This is a genomic window from Aeromonas sp. 602396 (assembly GCF_049173735.1).
GTDB classification, from domain to species: domain Bacteria; phylum Pseudomonadota; class Gammaproteobacteria; order Enterobacterales; family Aeromonadaceae; genus Aeromonas; species Aeromonas veronii_A.
In genome coordinates this window covers 1-17,328 of sequence record NZ_JAAKSD010000014.1, presented here as the reverse complement: position 1 = coordinate 17,328, position 17,328 = coordinate 1, and the positions used below count along the sequence as shown (strand labels likewise).

The 17,328-nt window shown below is 61.0% G+C and carries 16 protein-coding genes and 1 tRNA gene; 10 read left to right on the top strand and 7 right to left on the bottom strand.

What is annotated here, in order from left to right; genetic code table 11:
• The first annotated feature begins 45 nt into the window (after positions 1-45).
• The 3 genes from glgB to msrB all read left to right on the top strand — a co-directional run bounded on the left by glgB (position 46) and on the right by msrB (position 4,834).
• Positions 46-2,223 (top strand): 1,4-alpha-glucan branching protein GlgB, encoded by a 2,178-nt coding sequence (glgB, locus tag G5229_RS15940; protein ID WP_058059677.1) that lies wholly within the window; start codon positions 46-48, stop codon positions 2,221-2,223.
• Positions 2,223-4,379, top strand: a complete 2,157-nt coding sequence (gene glgX / locus G5229_RS15935) for a glycogen debranching protein GlgX (protein WP_421209602.1) — start codon at positions 2,223-2,225, stop codon at positions 4,377-4,379. Before glgB ends, glgX begins: the two co-directional genes overlap by 1 nt.
• 68 nt (positions 4,380-4,447) lie before the next feature.
• The gene (msrB, locus tag G5229_RS15930; RefSeq protein ID WP_042079988.1) at positions 4,448-4,834 is read left to right on the top strand and encodes a peptide-methionine (R)-S-oxide reductase MsrB; all 387 of its coding nucleotides are present in this window, start codon (positions 4,448-4,450) and stop codon (positions 4,832-4,834) included.
• Between the two features lie 74 nt (positions 4,835-4,908).
• Here the strand turns inward: msrB and chrA are convergent, their stop codons facing one another.
• Positions 4,909-6,060, bottom strand: a complete 1,152-nt coding sequence (gene chrA / locus G5229_RS15925) for a chromate efflux transporter (RefSeq protein WP_421209600.1) — start codon at positions 6,058-6,060, stop codon at positions 4,909-4,911.
• A gap of 82 nt (positions 6,061-6,142) precedes the next feature.
• Positions 6,143-6,589, bottom strand: coding sequence for a nucleotide triphosphate diphosphatase NUDT15 (locus G5229_RS15920; RefSeq protein WP_064339420.1), 447 nt, complete (start codon positions 6,587-6,589; stop codon positions 6,143-6,145).
• A 206-nt stretch (positions 6,590-6,795) separates the two neighbouring features.
• Between G5229_RS15920 and G5229_RS15915 the strand changes: the two genes are divergently transcribed.
• Both G5229_RS15915 and G5229_RS15910 read left to right on the top strand, forming a co-directional pair.
• Positions 6,796-7,023: a hypothetical protein gene (locus tag G5229_RS15915; RefSeq protein ID WP_216952052.1), complete on the top strand. Its 228-nt coding sequence runs from the start codon at positions 6,796-6,798 to the stop codon at positions 7,021-7,023.
• A gap of 145 nt (positions 7,024-7,168) precedes the next feature.
• Positions 7,169-7,486 carry a hypothetical protein gene (locus tag G5229_RS15910; RefSeq protein ID WP_202005344.1) on the top strand — a complete coding sequence of 106 codons (318 nt, stop codon included), beginning with the start codon at positions 7,169-7,171 and terminating at the stop codon, positions 7,484-7,486.
• Between the two features lie 131 nt (positions 7,487-7,617).
• On the opposite strand, the gene G5229_RS15905 is transcribed toward G5229_RS15910, so the two are convergent.
• Both G5229_RS15905 and G5229_RS15900 read right to left on the bottom strand, forming a co-directional pair.
• Positions 7,618-8,094 (bottom strand): Lrp/AsnC family transcriptional regulator, encoded by a 477-nt coding sequence (locus G5229_RS15905; protein WP_005304871.1) that lies wholly within the window; start codon positions 8,092-8,094, stop codon positions 7,618-7,620.
• 311 nt (positions 8,095-8,405) lie between these two features.
• Positions 8,406-9,029 carry a helix-turn-helix transcriptional regulator gene (locus G5229_RS15900; protein WP_100645115.1) on the bottom strand — a complete coding sequence of 208 codons (624 nt, stop codon included), beginning with the start codon at positions 9,027-9,029 and terminating at the stop codon, positions 8,406-8,408.
• Positions 9,030-9,135: 106 nt separating this feature from the next.
• Here G5229_RS15900 and G5229_RS15895 point away from each other — a divergent pair, with 106 nt between their 5' ends.
• Positions 9,136-10,365, top strand: coding sequence for an MFS transporter (locus G5229_RS15895; protein WP_416033596.1), 1,230 nt, complete (start codon positions 9,136-9,138; stop codon positions 10,363-10,365).
• Positions 10,366-10,475: 110 nt separating this feature from the next.
• Positions 10,476-11,294 (top strand): Cof-type HAD-IIB family hydrolase, encoded by an 819-nt coding sequence (locus G5229_RS15890; RefSeq protein WP_111900214.1) that lies wholly within the window; start codon positions 10,476-10,478, stop codon positions 11,292-11,294.
• A 51-nt stretch (positions 11,295-11,345) separates the two neighbouring features.
• Here G5229_RS15890 and G5229_RS15885 read toward each other — a convergent pair whose 3' ends face one another.
• Positions 11,346-11,909 carry a DUF2799 domain-containing protein gene (locus tag G5229_RS15885; RefSeq protein WP_005362971.1) on the bottom strand — a complete coding sequence of 188 codons (564 nt, stop codon included), beginning with the start codon at positions 11,907-11,909 and terminating at the stop codon, positions 11,346-11,348.
• 206 nt (positions 11,910-12,115) lie between these two features.
• Here G5229_RS15885 and G5229_RS15880 point away from each other — a divergent pair, with 206 nt between their 5' ends.
• Both G5229_RS15880 and G5229_RS15875 read left to right on the top strand, forming a co-directional pair.
• Complete coding sequence (locus G5229_RS15880) at positions 12,116-12,955, top strand: isopenicillin N synthase family dioxygenase (protein ID WP_421209596.1); 840 nt, start codon at positions 12,116-12,118, stop codon at positions 12,953-12,955.
• Positions 12,956-13,167: 212 nt separating this feature from the next.
• Positions 13,168-14,481: a sodium-dependent transporter gene (locus G5229_RS15875; RefSeq protein ID WP_421209594.1), complete on the top strand. Its 1,314-nt coding sequence runs from the start codon at positions 13,168-13,170 to the stop codon at positions 14,479-14,481.
• Positions 14,482-14,484: 3 nt separating this feature from the next.
• Here the strand turns inward: G5229_RS15875 and G5229_RS15870 are convergent, their stop codons facing one another.
• Positions 14,485-15,204 (bottom strand): substrate-binding periplasmic protein, encoded by a 720-nt coding sequence (locus G5229_RS15870; protein ID WP_421209593.1) that lies wholly within the window; start codon positions 15,202-15,204, stop codon positions 14,485-14,487.
• A 430-nt stretch (positions 15,205-15,634) separates the two neighbouring features.
• On the opposite strand from G5229_RS15870, the gene G5229_RS15865 reads away from it, so the two are divergent.
• Entirely contained in the window at positions 15,635-16,948 is a 1,314-nt protein-coding gene (locus G5229_RS15865; protein ID WP_236320252.1) for a sodium-dependent transporter, read from the top strand.
• A 303-nt stretch (positions 16,949-17,251) separates the two neighbouring features.
• Here G5229_RS15865 and G5229_RS15860 read toward each other — a convergent pair.
• Positions 17,252-17,327, bottom strand: a tRNA-Val gene (locus G5229_RS15860).
• Between the last annotated feature and the right edge of the window lies 1 nt (position 17,328).

The window sequence follows — 17,328 nt, the reverse complement described above, 5'->3', positions numbered from 1 at the left end:
CCGGCTTCGGCCGGAGTGGATGCTCTGTCATGAAAGGAAATCTCGATGCTCGTTGAACGTTTGGTTGCTGCCCGCTGTTCCGATCCCTTCTCTCACTTAGGCCTGCAGGCCAATCCGGATGGGCCCGGCCTCAAACTGACCGCCTGGTTGCCTGATGCCCTCGAAGTCCGCGTCAAGGATCTCAAGTCGGGCAAAGTCGTTGCCACCCTGGCGCCCACCGATGAATCGGGTCTTTTTGAAACTGTTTTCACCCGCCGCAAAAACTCCTTCCCCTATCAGCTGATCGCCAGCTACCAAGATGCCACCACCGAGGTCATCGACCCCTATCAGTTTCAGGATGCCGCTTGGGCAGGCCTGGCCGAACTGACCGCCCAGCCGGAAAACCTCTACCACACCCTTGGCGCCCAGTTGCGCACCGTGGAGCATCTTGGCCAGCAGGTGGAAGGGGTACGTTTTGCGGTCTATGCGCCGAGCGCCACCGCCGTGAGCCTCATCGGCGATTTCAACTTCTGGGATGGCCGCCGCCATCCGATGCAGCGCAGCCTCTGCGGTCACTGGGTGCTGTTTGTGCCGGGCCTCAAGGCCGGGGATCGCTACAAGTTTGAGCTCAAAGACCCCATGGGCAACCGGCTGCCCCACAAGAGCGATCCGGTCGGCTTTTACTGCGAGCAGTATCCGTCGTTCGCCTCCGTGGTCTATGACCACGCCCAGTACCAGTGGCAGGATGCCGAGTGGATTGCCAGCCAGCACAACGACAAACGCGAGCAGCCGCTCTCCATCTATGAGCTGCACGTCGGCTCCTGGAAACGCCACCCCAACGGCGACAGCCTGAGCTGGCGTGAACTGGCAGTGGAGCTGGTCGCCTACGTCAAGGAGATGGAGTACACCCACATCGAGCTGCTGCCTGTCTCCGAGCACCCCTTCAGCGGCTCCTGGGGCTACCAGCCGGTGGGCATGTTCTCCCCCACCAGCCGCTACGGCACCGCTGATGATTTCAAATACTTCGTCGATCAGTGCCACCAGGCCGGGATCGGCATCATTCTGGACTGGGTGCCCGCCCACTTCCCGTCCGATGCCCACGGACTGGCCCGTTTCGACGGCACCCCGCTCTACGAATATGAAGATCCGCGCCGTGGCTGGCACCCGGACTGGAACTCCTACATCTACGACTTCGGCCGCGACACAGTGCGCCAGTTCCTGGTGGCGAGCGCCCTGTTCTGGCTCGACAAGTTCCACATCGACGGCCTGCGGGTGGATGCGGTCGCCTCCATGCTCTATCTGGATTACTCCCGCAACGCCGGTGAATGGGTACCGAACGTCGATGGCGGCAACCACAACTACGAGGCGATCAGCCTGCTCAAGTGGACCAACGAGGAGGTCTACGGCAAGTATCCCCACGCCATGACCATAGCCGAAGAGTCCACCGCCTTTGCCGGTGTCTCCCGCCCCACCTTCCTCGGCGGCCTCGGATTTGGCTTCAAGTGGAATATGGGCTGGATGCACGACACTCTCACCTATATGCAGAAAGAACCGATCCATCGCCGCTACCACCACAACGACATGACCTTCTCCATGGTTTACCACTATGACGAGAACTTCATCCTGTCGCTCTCCCACGACGAGGTGGTGCACGGCAAGCACTCCATGCTCTACAAGATGCCGGGCGACGAGTGGCAGCAAGCCGCCAACCTGCGGGCCTACATGGGCTTCATGTACGCCCACCCGGGCAAGAAGCTCAATTTCATGGGCACCGAAATCGCCCAGAGCAACGAGTGGAACCACGACGCCCAACTGCCGTGGCATCTGCTGCAATATCCCAAGCATGCCGGTCAGCAGCGGCTGATCCACGATCTCAACCACCTCTACCGTCATGAGCCTGCCTTGTATCAGGCCGATTATGAGCAGACCGGCTTCCGCTGGCTGGATCACAACGATGCCGACAACAGCATCTTTGCCTGGCTGCGGGCGGACAAAGAGGGCAAGCAGACTATTGTGGTGGCTTGCAACTTCACCCCGGTGCCCCGTCTCGAATATCGGATCGGCGTCCCTGCGGCGGGCCACTATCGGGTGGTGCTCAACACCGACAGCGAGTATTACTGGGGTAGTAACTATGATGTAGGTCTGGTGTTCGCTGCCGAACCGACCCCCTGGCAGGGGATGGCACACAGCATAGTGCTGGATCTGCCGCCGCTGGCGACCTTGTTTATCAAACAGGAGTCTTGATGCTTGTAATGGAAAAAGGGGTGGGCCACCCGCTGGGGGCCCGCCTTGACGAGAACGGTTGCCACTTCTGCGTCTGGGCCCCCCAGTCGGACAAGGTGGAGATCTGCCTGTACGACGAGCAGGAGCATGAGCTGATGCGGCTGGAGTTGCCCGGCCGCCGTGGCCAGTATCGCTTTGGCTACGTGCGCGGCGTAAAGGCCGGTCAGCGCTACGGCTATCGGGTCTATGGTACTCCGCAGGAGGGGATGCTGTTCGATCCGCAAAAACTGCTGATTGACCCCTACGCCAAGGCGCTCAGTCGTCCCACCTACTGGGATGAAGCCCTCTATCAGGGTGACAGTGCCGAGATGATTGCCAAGTCGGTGGTAGTGGATGACAGTTTTGACTGGCAAGGGGTTGGCAAACCCGGGATCAGTCCGGCCCGCACCATTATCTACGAGACCCACGTCAAGGGCTTTACCAAGCAGCATCCAGGGATCCCCAAAGCGCTGCAGGGCACCTACCTTGGCATCAGTCATCCGCTGGTTATCGAGCATATGAAGAGCCTCGGCATCACCTCGGTGCAGCTGATGCCGGTGGCCGCCTTCATGTCGGAACCGCGACTGGAGCAGCTGGGACTGACCAACTACTGGGGCTACAACCCCATTGCCTTCTTCGCCCCGGAGCCGCGTTACAGCACCCGAGCAGACGAGGCGGTGACCGAGTTCAAGACCATGGTGCGCGAGCTGCACCGGGCCGGGCTCGAGGTGATCCTGGATGTGGTCTACAACCACACTGCCGCCTCGGGCTTCGACGGCCCTACCCTCTCGTTCAAGGGCTTTGACAACGCCGGTTACTACGCATTCGAAGCGGGTCCCCACGGCCCGGACTACACCCGTCACGCCAACGTGACCGGTTGTGGCAACAGCGTCAATCTGGATCACCCCAACACCCTGCGGCTGGTGCTCGATGCTCTGCGTTACTGGGTCACCGAGATGCAGGTGGATGGCTTCCGTTTCGATCTGGCGGTAACGCTGGCGCGGGAAGCGGGGGAGTTCGAGCCCATGGGCGCCTTCTTCAAAGCCGTGATGGCCGACCCAGTGCTGTCACAGGTCAAGCTCATCGCCGAACCCTGGGATATCGGCCCCTTCGGCTACCGGCTGGGTCAGTTCCCGAGCCAGTGGCAGGAGATCAATGACCGCTATCGCGACACGGTGCGCGCCTTCTGGCGCGGTGATGCGGGCAAGATGGGGGACTTTGCCACCCGTCTGGTCGGCTCGCGGGATATCTTCCCGAAGAACTGGCGCTCGCCTCACAGCAGCGTCAACTACCTCTGCTATCACGACGGTTTCACCCTGGAGGATCTGGTCTCCTACAACCAGCGCCACAATCAGGCCAACGGTGAAGACAATCGGGACGGCCACGGCAACAACCTCTCCTATAACCATGGGGTAGAGGGGCCGACCCTGGATCCGCGGGTCAACAGCCTGCGCCAGCAGCAGAAGCGCAATCTGATTGCCACTCTGCTGCTCTCCCAAGGTACTCCCCACTTCCTCGCCGGGGACGAGATGGGACGCAGCCAGCTTGGCAACAACAACGCCTACTGTCAGGACAACCAGATCAGCTGGGTCAACTGGCAGTGGCGACCGGAGGATGAGCGGCTGTTCGCCTTCACCCAGCAGATGATGGCGCTGCGGGCGGAGTCCTGCGTCTTCTCCAACCTGCAACTGAGCGACGACAGCTGGAATGGCACCCCGTCCAGCTGCCATCAGGTCAACTGGTATCACCCGGACGGCCACCAGCTCACCGATCAGGATTGGCACGCCCCCATGGGGCAGGCGTTCGCCATGGATATCGGCATGATCAACTGTGTCGGCGAGCGCTGGTACGTGCTGTTCAACGCCAGCGATTACGACATCCAGTTCCGCCTGCCGCCGCCGGGGGAAGGGCTGGAGTGGATCCAGACTATCGACACCGCCACCAACGATGGCCTCCCCTTCCTGCCGGATGACATCAAACGGCAGGTGGCGGTCGGCCGGGCCCACTCCCTCAAACTGCTGGAGCGGGTGGCGCTGGCCAGCACGGCGGAGGATGCCCAGCCACCGCAGCAGGAAATTCTCCCTGCATCCGGTGAGGAGATGGTTGCCACCTCGATCACAGATACAGGCAAAGCATAAGAGGCATGCTGGAGTCAGCTTTACGGAGCCGCTATGCTGGGCTCCGGTATGGATGGCAAGGAGTCGGTATGAGCAGTAACAATCCGGAACAGTGGCGCAGCAAACTGACCGCCGAGCAGTTTCACGTCTGCTGGGAGAAGGGCACCGAGCGCCCCTACAGCGGCGCCCTGCTCCACAATCGCAAGAGCGGCGACTACCTCTGTGTCTGCTGCAAGAGCGTGCTGTTTCACTCAGGAGCGAAGTTTGACTCCGGCTGCGGCTGGCCCTCGTTCGACAAGGCCATCGAGGGGACGGTGGAGTACACCGAGGACAACAGCCACGGCATGAAGCGGGTGGAGATCACCTGCCGCCAGTGCGGCTCTCACCTCGGTCACGTCTTCCCCGATGGACCGACCGAGACCGGCCAGCGCTACTGCGTCAACAGCCTGAGTCTGGATTTCGAACCCGAGGTCTGAACGGTTTACCCATTGCAATAAAAACGGCACCTCCGTTATGGAGGCGCCGTTTTTTTATCGGGATTTCACCGGCTTCACGCCGGCAGGATAGCAGCCATCACCAACAGGGCCGCGATGGCCGGCACCGGCAACTTCAACACCCGCAGCAGATAAAAGCCGATGGCCGCCAGCGCAAGATCGGTCGGCGCCAGCACCGCACTCTGCCACACCGGCTGATAGAGGGCCGCCAACAACAAGCCCACCACGGCGGCGTTGATTCCGGTGACGGCCCCCGCCAGACGGGGCCGGGCCAGCCACTGTTGCCAGCAGGGGCCCACCGCCCAGAGCAGCAGAAAACCGGGCACAAACAGCGCCATGGTCGCCAACAGGGCCCCGATCAGCGGCATTTCGGGTTGCAGCTGGGCGCCAAGATAGGTGGCAAGGGTAAACATGGGGCCCGGCACCAACTGGGCCAGGCTGTAACCGGTCAGAAACTGCTGCTCGTTGAGAGTGTGTCCCACGCTCTCTTGCAGTAGCGGCAACACCACATGGCCACCGCCAAACACCAGACTACCGGCGCGATAGAAGTCGGCAACCAGCTGGCCAAGCGGGCTACCGAGCAGCGGCAGACCGATAAAAAGGATGCCAAACATCAGCAGGGTAGGCCAATGAGGCTGACTGCTGGCGGCAGAAGGTAGCTCGGCGGAGGCTGGCACACTACCCGCCCCGCTCTGGCTGCGGGCGCAGATCAACGCCGCTCCCGCCAGCATCAACAGTTGAGTCAGCAGACCGGGCTGCCACCAGAGTGCGGCAGCGGTCACCACCATAATCCCTTGGGTCATTCCAGTGGCACAGAACTGACGACTCATGGTGAACACCGCATCGGCCACCACGATAAGCGCCAGCAGCTTGAGGCCGTGCAAAGCCGCATCGAGCCACAGATTGCTGCCCAGCTGGCCGATGCCGATCGCGGCCGCCAGTAGCAGCAGAAATGAGGGCAGCGTGAAGCCAAGAAAAGCTGAGAGCGCCCCGCCCAGACCGGCGCGATGACGACCGATGGCGAAACCAAGCTGGCTGGAGGCGGGCCCCGGCAGCAGTTGGCACAGCGCCAGCAAGCGGGCAAATTCGGCCTGTGTCAGCCAGCCAAGCCGCTGGACGAAGGTGCGCTGGAAATAGCCGATATGAGCGGCCGGACCACCAAAGCTGATGCAGCCCAGCCATAAAAACTGAATAAATACCTGTCCCACGCTCTTCTCCCTCATCCCTCTTCTCCCGATGGAGAGGGGATATTATGACAGCGCGATGATCGTTTTATGACAATCAGACTGATTAGGCCGACACCATGGGCATATCACCCGGCAAATAGCAGCGTCCCGCCAGCCAGCAGGCGATGGACTGACGGCTGGCGTCGAAATGGGGCTCGGGCAACGCGCGCGGATCGCACCAGACCCAGCCTTCGCACTTCTCCGGCTCCAGCAGTTGCGGCTCACCATCGGCCTTAGCGTGCAGCGTCACCGAGATATAGTGCAGCCCGCTCTCGCGCCATGTCTCCAGATTGTTGGTCACCGCCACCACCTCGGGCCCGTGGATCTCAAGTCCGGTCTCCTCGGCTACCTCGCGGATCGCCGCCGACTCGAAGCTCTCCCCCAACTCCAGATGACCACCCGGGATCGACCAGTAGGGGGCATGGCTCCCTTTGCGTTTGCCAAGCAGCACCTGGCCTTGGGCGTTGGTCAGGATGACGCCGACCCCGACGCGGGGATAGAGAGTGGACATGAAAACGCTCCTTCAATCAGGCAATAAAACGGCCTCACCTTAGGCCCAAGGAGGGCACAGGGCAAGCCCCGGCTGCACGGCACCTGCGGCCGTCAGTGGTCCCCCCCCTTGCCCCTTAACCGGTTATCACTGATGCTGGGGAGTGAAGCCCGGATGGAGAGGTCATCCCCATCCTCTCAGTCCCCCATTACCCCGAGGAGTCCGCCATGAAAAAATTGCTCCCCCTGTGCGCCCTGCTGCTCACGGCTTGCCAAACCACGCCGCCCCCCAACTCGCTCGCCATCGATGATGCCGACGCCTGGCAGGCCATTTGCAAAGATGGCACCCGGGTTCGCGCCGTGGTGGCAGAGGGGATCTGTGGGGATCATCGTGGGGTAGCCATGTGGACGAATAAGCCAAGAGAGGAACGGATGGCAGAAGAAGCCGCCAAATAGTGTGATCTAGACACCATAAAATGACACTGCCGGCCAATTGGCCGGATTTTTTCGCGATCTCGCCAGCACTTTGCCACCTTGTTCATGGTGCGCTCAGTTTTCTGTTCCCATACTGGCCCTACAGTTCCAAAAGAGGAGAGACAAGATGCAAACATCCATCGTCGGGCTCTCCATTCTGTGGGGGCTAGCCAGTTTTGGTGTTCAGGGGGATTTCATCGAGAGCCGTGATTCCGTTGCGCCATCCTGGCAAGCCGAGTCCAGAGTGGAGATGGAAGGTTATCTGATTGAATCGCTTGGCGAAGATCGCTGGCTGTTCGACAACGGCAGCGAGAGCCTGCTGGTCTCACTGCCCGAGGGGCAATGGGTGCCGACCGGCGAGCGGCTGCGGGTCAGCGGCGAACCGCTGCAGGAGCAGAGCGGCTGGCTGCTGCAGGTGGCAGACATCAGCCAGGTCAGCGTCTGACAGCGGCAGTCGCCCCGTCACCGCGACAGCTAATCCAGACCCGATAACCACTACCGAATAACCAAGAGCGAATAGCAAAAGAGGAGGCCAGTGGCCTCCTCTTTCTGTTTATATAAGCGGCTTGCGCGGGCTCACCCCAGATGGTTGAGCGGTAGTGCCGTCTTGTGCTTGATGCGACGCAGCACGAAGCTGGAGCGCACCCCGGTCACCCCCGGAATATGGGTCAGCTTGTCCAGCAGGAAGTGCTGATAGTGCTCCATGTCGCGCACCACCACCTTGAGCTGGTAGTCGGCATCATTACCGGTGATGAGATCACACTCCAGCACTTCGGGCAGTTCGCTGATGGCGCGATCGAAGTTTTCGAACCGCTCGGGCGTGTGTCTGTCCATGGAAATGTGAATGTAGGCGGTGAGGGTGAGGCCAAGCTGGCGGGCGTTGAGCAGAGTAACGTGGGTGTCGATGAGACCGGCATCCTCCAGCGCCTTGACCCGGCGGGAGCAGGGGGACGGCGAGAGCCCGACCAGCTCGGCCAGTTCCAGATTGCTGATGCGGCCATTCTCCTGCATCAGCTCGAGAATATGTCTGTCTATGCGATCAAGTTTCAGCATCTACCCTTCCTCGTTGCAATGACTAATCCACTTTTCCTAGATTAAGGGTGAACTATTGCAAAAACAACCGAAAAAAGTGGTTACTTTGCAACCACTCACCGGCACGGGAGGGATACTATGGTTCCATCTTCCGGTGGCAAAGCAGATACCTGACCGGGTCTCTGCGGTGAAGGACCTTACCGGGTCAAGAGCCCCATCAGCCGTCTTACCTTATCGGGAAACGACGGGCTGGAACGAGAGAACCCCCTCCCCGAAGGCAACAAAGCAGGCATCCCGGCGCCTGCTTTGTTGTTTTTGGGCGTTTGACGAAATCAGAGCGCGGGCGGCGTGATGCGATAGAGGCAGCGATGCGCCCCCTCCAGCAGATATTGCTCCCGCTCCACCCTCGCCGGCGCCAGCAGCTGGCGAAACAGCGCCAGTTCGCTGCGACAGAAACCGCGGCAGGTGCGCGCCGCCGCACAGATGGGACAGTGGCTCTCCCACAGCAGCCAGCTGCCATCCTCTTCGCGGCGGATCTCCGCCATGTAGCCCTCGCGAGTACGCAGCTCCTTGAGCGCCGCCAGCCGGCCAGAGAGACCATGGGACCCCAGCGCCTCCTGATAGCGAGCAAGCATCTGCAGCTCCCGCTGCTGGATCAGCCGCTCCATCCCCTCCTCGCCAAACAGCTCGCGCACGTTGTCGATCAGTTGCACGGTCAGGTCGCTATGGCTATCGGGGAAGCGCTGCCAGGCCTGCTCGGTGAGCTGCCACAGCCGCACGGGACGACCGCGCCCGCGCGCCTCGTCGCTGAATGTAACCCACCCCTCCTGCTCCAGCGTGAGCAGGTGCTGACGGGCGCCCATGGAGGTCATCTGCAACTGCTCCCCCAGCGCGGCGGCGCTCTGCGGGCCATGGCTCTTGAGCAGAAACAGGATCTTGTCGGTGCTTGCGTTCATGGTCTCATTATGGGGATCGCCCTTTATTAAATCAACAATTCACTTTACTTAATCCCATCTATTAATCAGCATAAATAAACAAATAACTTTACTTAATGGGTGCAACATGGAGAAACACGGGCACAAAAATCCCCTCTGGGTGCTGGTCATGACGGTCACGCTGGCAGTTGCAGGCTTCAGTCTCCCCTCCCCGGTATTGGCACCTTTGCTGCTGGATCCGGCCCACGGCATGCTGACGCCGGAAGCCTCCGACTGGAGCCGCAAGGTGTGGCTGGGGGTCATCATGGGGCTCTATCCCCTGTTCCAGCTGGTGGGCAGCCCCTGGCTCGGTCGCCTCTCCGACCGCTATGGCCGCAAGCCACTGCTGTTGCTATCGCTGGCGGGGGTGCTGGCAGGCTATGCCCTGATGGCATTCGGTATCGCCTGGCGCTCACTCCCCCTGTTGCTGCTCAGCCGGATTGTGGAGGGGCTGTGCAACGGCAACATCGCCATCGTGCAGGCGATGGCGGCGGATCTCGCCGGCAAGGAGCACAAGGCGCGCAGCTTCGCCTGGATCAACATCGGCATGAATCTGGGCTGGGTAGTGGGGCCGGTGATCGGGGGCTACGCCGCGGTGATCTCGGGGGATTACAGTCTGGCGGCCTGGCTGGCCGTCGCGATGACCCTGCTCAACCTGCTGCTGGTGCTCTGGCTGATCCCCTATCGTCCGCCGGTGGCGGCCACCCTTCAGGCCGCGACTCTCTCCAGCCGCCAGTTGCTGCTGCAACCGGCCCTGCTGCCCTACTTCGCACTCACCCTGATCAGCTATGGCGCCGTGCAGCTCTATTTCACCTACTTCAACATCTGGCTGGTAGAGCGGCTGGCCTGGGATCCGGCCCAGCTGGCGCAGGCGGCTGTGCTGGTGAGCCTGCCCATGATGGCGGGCTCCTGGCTCGGCTCCCGCATCGCCCGTCACTGGCGCGGCAGCTCCCTCGGCATTGTCGGCCATCTGGTGATGGCGAGCGGCATGCTGCTCTTTATCCTGCCCGTGCACTGGTGGGGACTGGCGCTTACCTTCGTTCCCGCTGGCATCGGCATGAGTCTGGGGGAGCTGGCCACTTCGGTGGCGATCTCCAACCGCAGTCACCCGGAGCAACAGGGGCAGGCGATGGGGCTCTACCGCGCCCTCGCCGTAGGCAGCGAGATCCTGGCGGTGCTGCTCGGCAGTCTGGTGCTGCTGGCCGGTACCGAGTGGCCCTTCTATCTCGCCACCCTCTGCTCCCTTGCCAGTGCCGCCGGTTTCTATCTGCTGCGTCGCCGTGCCGACCGTCGTCAACAGCTGGCCAGCTGCACCTGAGCCACGAAGGGATCACAGTTCGGCGCTTCGGCTGCGGGCAAGACTTGCATCGGGGCGCCGGGTCTGGGACGGTAAAGCTCTTTGCGGATTTGTTCGATGCTGGAGGAGCTATGAGTGAGTACAAGGCCATCGCGCTCGATATGGATGGCACCCTGCTGACCCGGGATCACAAGATCTCGTCGGCCACCCGGGCAGCCCTGGCGCAAGCCCGCGCCCACGGCATCAAGGTGCTGCTGGTCACGGGACGCCACTACATGACGGCACGCCCCTTCCACCACGAGCTGGCCCTCGACACCCCCCTCATCTGCAGCAATGGCGCCTATCTCTATGATCCGGTGCAAAACCGGATCCTCAGCGGCGACCCGCTGGCGGCCGCCCCGCTTACCGAGCTGCTGGCCGCGGTCGAGGCGCAGCAGATGGGCGCTCTGTTCCACCTGAGCGAGGGGATCGGCTACATCGGCTGCGAAGAGCATGTCACCCGCATCCGCCATTGGTCGGCCAATCAGCCAGACCACCTCAAGATCGCCCTCCACCCGGTCGAGGAGCTGGCAGGCTGGCTCGACAACCCGGTCTGGAAACTGGAGCTGTTCAATCAGGATCCGGCACGCCTGCACACCTTTATGGGCGAGGTGGTCGAGCAGATGCCCTTTACCCGCGACTGGGCGGCCCCCTATGCGGTGGAGCTGGTACAGCCCGGTTGCAGCAAGGGCAACCGGCTTGCCCAGTGGGCAGCCAGCGAAGGGATTGCGATGGAGCAGGTGGTGGCGTTTGGGGATAACAACAACGACATCAGCATGTTCGAGCAAGTTGGGCTGGCGGTGGCCATGGGCAATGCGGCCCCGCAGATCCAGAGCCATGCCCATCGGGTCACGGCCGACCACAACGAAGATGGTATCGCACTGGCACTGCAGCGCTGGGTACTGCCCTGATCTGACAAGATGCAACATGGCCAGCACGCGGGCTGGCCATGAAGAGAGGGATTAACCGCCGAAGGAGAACTGGATCACCCGATCCGGATAACGCAGACGGTTGTACTCCCGGCGCAGGGATTCGTAGTGGCGAATGGCTCGATCGCGCTTGGCACGGTAGTAGTCGCGCTGTTCCGTGTTGGTTTCGTTGCGGATGCTGCGTTCAAGCGTATCGATATCCCGCTCGGTACGCTCCAGCTCGTCGCTGATCTCCCGCAGGCGGGCAGCCAGTTTGTACTCTTCGTAGCCACGCTGATACTGCTTGAGGAAGCTGGCGTCATTGGGGCATACCCCCAGATAAGCCTGCCCCTCCTTGCCCTTGCTGTAAGCCAGCTCGGGAATGCAGTAGAGCTCCAGCCCCTTGTCGTAGCCCCGTTTCCACTCGGCCTCATCCACTTTGAGGCCATATTCGCTGCAAGACGAAACGTAATCGCGGGTCGCCTGACGGGTTTTGCCTTCCGATCCATCCTGATAACCCAGGTTGTACCAACTCATGGTACGGCACTCATCTTCTGACAGGGCACTGCATCCCGCCAGCAATACCGGCAGGGTCAGCAACAGGATTTTGGGGGACATGAACAGACTCCGGAAAAGATAGTGAGCGGCATTCTAGAGAGGATAAAAGGCCATAACAAGGGATGCGCCCCCGTGTGATCTGGCGCGGTTTATTTGATGCTTTTGTCACTATTCAACGCAGTGCCAGACGGGCGGCCAACCCGCTTTCCTTGTTATCAGGTGCAAGGTAAACTGCGCCATCTTTTAACTGGCGCGCAACAAAAACAATGAAAGTCCTGACCGTCGATTACCGCTCACCCGATGCGGCCCAACGCTTCACCGAATCCCTGCGAACCACCGGCTTTGGCGTGTTGACCAACCACCCTATTCCGAAAGAGCTGGTGCAGTCCATCTACGACAACTGGTATCGCTTCTTCATGAGTGAGCAGAAGCAGGATTTCCTGTTCAACCGCGAGACTCAGGATGGCTACTTCCCGCCGTCGGTCTCCGAGGTGGCCAAGGGCCATAGCCAGAAAGACATCAAGGAGTACTTCCACATCTACCCCTGGGGCCAGATGCCACAAGAGCTGAAAGAGCAGGCGATGGAGTACTATCGCCTCGCCAACGGTCTGGCCGCAGAGCTGCTGAGCTGGGTCGAGCAGTACACCCCGGCCGATATTGCCGCCAACTACAGCTGCCCGCTCTCCTCGATGATCGAAGAGAGCCAGAAGACCCTGCTGCGGGTGCTGCACTATCCGCCGTTCGATGGCACCGAGGAGCCGGGCGCCATCCGCGCCGCCGCCCACGAGGATATCAACCTGCTCACCATTCTGCCCGCCGCCAACGAGCCGGGGCTGCAGGTGAAGGGCTCCGATGGCGAATGGATGGACGTGCCGTGCGACTTTGGCACCCTCATCATCAACATCGGTGACATGCTGCAGGAGGCCTCCCGCGGCTACTACCCTTCCACCACTCACCGCGTCATCAACCCGACCGGTGGCAGCGCCGCCAAGTCGCGTATCTCCCTGCCGCTGTTCCTCCATCCGCGCCCGGATGTAGTGCTCTCCGAGCGTCATACCGCCCACAGCTACCTGATGGAGCGGCTGCGGGAGCTGGGGGTGATCTAGTCCGCCGACGAGCAGTTGTCAGAGACCAAACCGGAGCAATCTCGCTCCGGTTTTTTATTTGGTGGCAGGATTGGGCTAAAAACAGAATTAAATTAGCCAATTATGCCAAGAAATCGCATTTACACCTGATAACCGTCGTAGTGATTGCGCAGTGACCTCCGTAACATGAGCGCCATTCTGCCCCTGCCAAGGGGCGCTCGATTGGAGTTCTTATGAAGCAGTCCCAATGGTCATCCCGACTCGGCTACATCCTCGCCGCAGCGGGTTCCGCGGTCGGTATCGGCGCAATCTGGAAATTCCCCTATGTCACCGCCGTCAACGGCGGCGGCGCCTTCCTGCTGGTCTTTCTGCTGTTCAGCTTCACCCTGGGGGTGGCGGTACTGATGGGGGAAACCCTGCTCGGCAGCATGAGTCGCCGCGGGGTAGTCGGAGCCTTCTCCGATCTGCTCGGCAAACAGTGGCGCTGGGTTGGGGTAATGGGAGTGATCTCTACCCTGCTCATCTACTGCTTCTACAGCGTGGTGGGCGGCTGGACCCTGGGTTATACCGGCATGGCTATCTCAGGTCAGCTCAACCATGGGGATGCGGCGGCCCTCACCGCCCGCTTCAATGACTATGTCAGCGGCGACCTCTGGCCAATCCTCACTCACCTGCTGTTTGCCGCCCTCACCTGGATGGTGGTGCAAGGCGGCATTCAGAAAGGGGTGGAGCGCACCCTGCGCTGGATGATGCCGGCCCTGTTCCTGATGATCCTGATGCTGGTCGCCTTTGGCCTCACCCTGCCCAATGCGATGGCGGGAGTACGTCACTTCCTGATGCCCGACTTCAGCAAGCTGGGGATGTCTGGCGTGCTCGATGCCATGGGACTGGCCTTCTTCTCCCTCTCCATCGGTCTGGGCATTCACACCACCTACGGCGCCTATCTGCCGACCAGCGAAGGGGTTGGTCGCTCCAGCCTCTGGGTGGTGCTGCTGGCCAGCATGGTGGCGGTACTGGCGGGGCTGATGATTTTCCCGGTGCTGGCCTCGACCGGTATCGACCCGGCCTCCGGCCCCGGTCTCACCTTCATGACCATGCCGGCGGTGTTTCAGCTGCTGGCATTCGGTCAGGTGCTTGAGGTGATCTTCTTCGCCCTGCTGGTCTTTGCGGCGCTCTCCTCGGCCATCTCCCTGCTGGAGCATTTGCAGTGCTTCCTGTGCGAGACCTGGGGCTGGTCACGCCGCACGGCCTGCAGCGCCATCACTGGATTCGTCATGGTTAGCGGTGTTCCGGTCAGCCTGTCGTTTGGCCCGCTGCAACACGCAACCCTGTTTGGCAAAACCATTTTCGAGCTGCTGGACTTTGTCACCTCCAACCTGATGATGCCGCTGTTCGGCCTGATGCTGACGCTGCTGCTGGGCTGGAAGCTGGGACGCAAGGCGCTGCCGCAGGGGATTGCCAGCCACTGGCATCACTTGCTGATGAACTGCTGGCGCTGGATTGCCCCCTTGCTGATCGGCGGGATCTTGATTCGCGGTCTGGTGTGACGGTTACTCTTCGCGGGTGGGCTCATCGGCCCGCCCCTGTGCGGCTCTGACGGCCTCCAGGGCATGCTGCCAGCGGGTGATCTCGGCATCATCCGTTCCCTTGGAGAAGACGATATAGAGACCGGCCTGATGGAGCAGTACACCACTGCTGACAATGCTGCGCCGGGATAACCCCATCTTGTCGAGGGTGGCCTCCATCACCAGCTCCGCCATCGGCAAGGCATCGATCTTGCCCAGCATCAGCCGCTCTATCGCCTCCCCGACTGTCTTGTAGCGCACCAGATTGGTGTAGCCCTCATGGGTCAGCCGCACATCATCGGCGTTACCAAGCACTACCCCCACTCTGGGCAGATCTCGCAGCTGCGCCAGCGAGGTCAGCGGGTGGCGACTATCCGGCGCCTGATAGATAAAGACCCGATTGATAAAGAGCGGGCCAACCCATTTGAAATGGGACTCCCGCTCCGGGAGCCGCTGTACCACGAACAGTCCATAACCGGGCTCGACCCGTGCCAGCGCCAGCGCCCGCTTGAGCGGGTAAATCCGCACCGGATAACGGGTGCCAAGCTCCTCCTGCACCTCATCAATCAGGCGAATAGCAAATCCGTCGAGCTTGCCGTCGCGGTATTCGGTAAAGGGGGGTAAATCGTGACTCAGCAGGGTTAATCCGGGCTGCGCCGACACACTCAGGCTGATCAGCCACCAGAGCAGAACCACCCATCTCATATGACATCCTGTCTCATAGTTGTTCCCGTCAGCGCCATGTGGCGGCCACAAGTTCCAGAAGAAGCTACGTCGAGTATCGCCCAGTAAATAGCCACAAGGTAGAAAAGATGCGGCCCTGCGAGGTTTTCCACATTGAGTTGTACGTACAGTCAGAGTGGTGACAGCGGCACACAAAAAAATTTTTGATTTTATGTGTCAATTATTCTTTCCATGGTTTAGGCTGTTTCCTCATTCATTAGTTAGGTTATCACCTCATGTCTGCCATCCTCGTGCTGTTTGGTCGATTTTTTAGCTCGCAAGAGAGGTGACCTTGCACGCACAGTTTTTCTGAATGTTCATTGCAAAGGTCGCCTCAGGCGGCCTTTTTTATGGTCTGTCGTTTATTGCTACAGAGGAGTATTGCTTCGATGTCGTGTTACCCGGAGGTTGTATGAGCCAGGTTCAGTGGTCTTCCCGTCTCGGTCATGTGCTGGCCGCAGCAGGCACAGCGATTGGTCTTGGTGCCATCTGGAAGTTTCCCTATGTGACCGCCACCAATGGCGGTGGCGCCTTTCTGCTGGTGTTTCTGCTGTTCAGCTTCACCCTGGGGGTAGCGGTACAGGTCGGCGAAACCCTGCTCGGCAGCCATAGCCAGCGCGGGGTGCTCGGCGCTTTTCGCAAACTGGTGGGGCCGAACTGGCGCTGGATGGGGTATATGGGGATCGCCTGCGGCTTCTTTATCTACAGCTTCTACAGCGTGGTAGGCGGCTGGACCGTGGGTTACGCCGCGCTGGCGATGGCTGGCAAGCTCAACCTGAGCGAAGGAAGCGCCCTCACCGCCCTGTTCAACGGCTATGTCAGCAACCCCTGGTGGCCGGTGCTGACCCATCTGGTGTTTGCCGGGCTAACCTGGTGGTTCGTGCAGGGAGGTATTCAGAAAGGGGTGGAGCGGGCGCTGCGCTGGATGATGCCCGCGCTCTTCATCATGATGCTGCTGCTGGTGGGGGTTGGCCTCTCCATGCCTGGCTCCATGGCGGGTGTGCGCCAGCTGCTGCTGCCGGACTTCTCCATGCTGACCGGCCAGAGCGTGCTGGATGCGCTGGGGCTGGCCTTCTTCTCCCTCTCCATCGGGCTCGGGGTACACACTACCTATGGCGCCTACCTGCCCAATAGCGAAGGGGTGCTGCGCTCCGGGGTCTGGGTGGTCACACTGGCAAGCCTTATCTCGGTGCTGGCGGGCTTGATGATCTTCCCGGCGCTGGCCTCCACCGGCATCGATCCCACCGCGGGCCCAGGGCTCACCTTTATGACCATGCCTGCCGTGTTCAGTCATCTGCCGTTCGGTCAGGGGCTGGGGGTGGTCTTCTTCCTGTTGCTGCTGGTCGCCGCGCTCTCCTCCTCCATCTCCATGCTGGAGCATCTGGTGCGCTTCACCACCGAGGAGTGGGGCTGGTCGCGCCGTGGCGCCTGCCGGGTGTTGACCCTGCTCATCATGGCCTCCGGCATTCCGGTGAGCCTGTCGTTCGGCCCATGGAGCGATCTGACCCTGTTTGGCAAGACCATCTTCGAGTTGCTCGACTATCTCACCTCCAACCTGATGATGCCGCTGTTTGGTCTGGTACTGACCCTGCTGCTGGGCTGGCGCCTGGGTGATGCCATTCTCCCTGTGGGCCTGTCACCCGCCCTGCGTCTGGCGCTGCTCTGGTGCTGGCGCGTGGTGGCGCCGCTGCTGATCAGCGGGATCCTGATCCGCGGGATCATGTAGCACCTTGCGCATCTTTGCGGGCAGGCCTTGGCCTGCCCTTTTTATTGCTGGCGTTTGCTTTATTACAGGCGTTCATATGAGCAGCATCACGATGGACAGGAGTGCAGTCGGGCAATCTCGGAAGAGCAGGATGAAGAAGGGTCGGAGTGGCAGAGTGGCACAATAAGAGGTGGCGTTCGGCTCGCCACACCGGCAACAGAAGAAGTTGAAGTACTGAATTGCGGGCAAAAAAAATCCCCATCTGAGTGGGGACTTTCTCAGCAACTGAAGCTGAAGCTGATATCTCAGCTTCGCTTGCGAATATGGTGGTCGTTACTGGGATCGAACCAGTGACCCCCTCCTTGTAAGGGAGGTGCTCTCCCAGCTGAGCTAAACGACCT